This window comes from Verrucomicrobiia bacterium (assembly GCA_035574275.1).
In the GTDB taxonomy this organism is placed as follows: domain Bacteria; phylum Zixibacteria; class MSB-5A5; order DSPP01; family DSPP01; genus DSPP01.
The window spans coordinates 1-1,858 of the sequence record DATLYY010000015.1 but is presented as its reverse complement, the minus strand read 5'-3'; the positions used below and the strand labels follow the sequence as shown (position 1 = coordinate 1,858).

Below are 1,858 nucleotides of genomic sequence, written 5' to 3'. Positions count from 1 at the left end.
GTCAGAGCATCTTCTAACCCTACCCGGAAGGAAATCAGCGTCCCCACGTTCCCCAGAATGGCACTCTTTACGGCCGGATCTAACTGAAACAAGAATTGGTTCGAGAGCACTATCCCACAATGGAATTTACGCAGTTCCGAGAGCATGTTGGCTATAATCGAGGTCGGAAAGCTCTGAAACTCATCCAGATAGAGGTAGAAATCCCGCCGGTCTTTTTCGGGAATCTCAGACCGGCTCAAAGCCGCCAGAGCAATCCGGGCAATCAAGAGTCCTCCCAAGAGGGCGGCGGTGTCTTCGCCGATTTTCCCCTTCGACAAATTGACCAACAGCACCTTTCCTTCGTCCATAATCTTGCGCAGGTTGAACGCGCTGGTTGGTTGGGTGAGAATCGGATAGAGAAACGGGTTGGCCAAGAAAGCCCCGACCTTGTTTTGCAACGGGGCAATGGCCTCTGCCGTAAGCGTACCGGGTAGCTTTCATACTCCCGCAGCCAGAAGTTGCGCACGTGCGGATTGTTCGCCCGCAGGGCGCAGTTTCGCCGGAACTCCCTGTCATCTAATAGCCGGGCGATGTCAGCAAGGGTGGCTTGGGGCTGGTCGAGCAAAACCAAAAGGGCGTTCCGCATAATGTGTTCCAAGCGTGGCCCCCAGAAATCGTTCCAAAACTTCTTGAACGCTTCTAATACGCCGGAGGCGGCAAGCGGTCTTTTCCTTTTGGGCACGGATTCCAACGGGTTGAAGCCGAGGAGTCGGCTTTCATCCGGCACGTTGAAGTAGATTAGGTCAGCTTTTCTTTCTTCGGGAAAGCGGGCCAGCACTTCCTCAACCAGATCCCCGTGGGGGTCAAGGAGGGCTACTCCTTGGCCTTTCTCTAAATCGCTCTGCGTCATCCGGCCCAGGAGGCTCGATTTCCCGGTGCCGGTCTTGCCAATGACGTACATGTGAAGCAGCCGGTCGGCAGGCCGGATGCCAAAAATCTTTCCCTGATTGCGGAAATTGGTCTTACCCAGGACGGTAATGGTTTTGTCAGTGGGGGGAGACATTCGGGGAATGCTGTCAAAAAAGCCCTTTCTCCAAAAGCGGTGAAGTCCGTCCCGTCCGGCAGTTTTCCGTTCCTTGTTGGTGTTGGTAGCTCCTTTAGGCTACGGGCAGTCCTTTATCAAACTCAAACCCTTAACTGAAAGGAGCGATTTTATGGGAGAAACTGCCCAGAACACCAAAAAGCAGCCCAAACAGGAAGTAGATGGAAAGCTGGAATGGCTGCGGGAGCACGGGTTTATCCGATCCCTCGAAAAACACAACGGCAAGGGGCAGGTCGTAGCGACCGAGGAGGTAGTAATCTACAAAGGTCTACTTGCCTTGGCCCACGAGGATGGCTTGAAACGGCTGGTTACAGAGTTGGTCGACTTTCCTTCGGACGTAAACCGCCTTACGGCGATCTTCGAGGCCGAGGCGGAAACCAACCGAGGGGTCTTCCGGTGCCACGGGGACGCCAACCCGGAGAACGTGGACGAGCAAATCGCCCCGCATTATATCCGGGTAGCCGAAACCAGGGCCAAGGCCCGCGTCCTACGGGACGCTTTGAACATCGGCTTGGTCTGCGCCGAGGAGTTCGGTCTGGAAGTGGGCGCAAACGGCGTTCTCTCCGTCCGGGCGACCAACGGCAAGCTCAAAGTGCTGCCGAAGGAGAAGCCGGAAAGTCAGCCAAAGGCGTCGCCTGCGGCAACTTCTTCGCCTGAACCGGAAAAGCCCAAAGCTTCTCCGGCTGGAAAGGTTAGCAACGGCCCAAAAGCCAGTGCCAAGCCGAAGGTAGGTTCGGAGACGAAACCGCCTGCCGCCAAGCCCGAACCGGAGCCATC

General features: G+C 56.0%; 3 protein-coding genes. 2 read left to right on the top strand and 1 reads right to left on the bottom strand.

Annotated elements, in window-relative coordinates:
- A partial coding sequence (locus VNL73_02730; GenBank protein HXF48327.1) for a type IV secretory system conjugative DNA transfer family protein occupies positions 1-437 on the bottom strand: 437 nt, incomplete at its 3' end.
- Between the two features lie 503 nt (positions 438-940).
- On the opposite strand from VNL73_02730, the gene VNL73_02725 reads away from it, so the two are divergent.
- Positions 941-1,180: a hypothetical protein gene (locus VNL73_02725; GenBank protein ID HXF48326.1), complete on the top strand. Its 240-nt coding sequence runs from the start codon at positions 941-943 to the stop codon at positions 1,178-1,180.
- Positions 1,181-1,193: 13 nt separating this feature from the next.
- The coding region (locus VNL73_02720; protein ID HXF48325.1) for a hypothetical protein at positions 1,194-1,858 on the top strand (665 nt) is incomplete at its 3' end.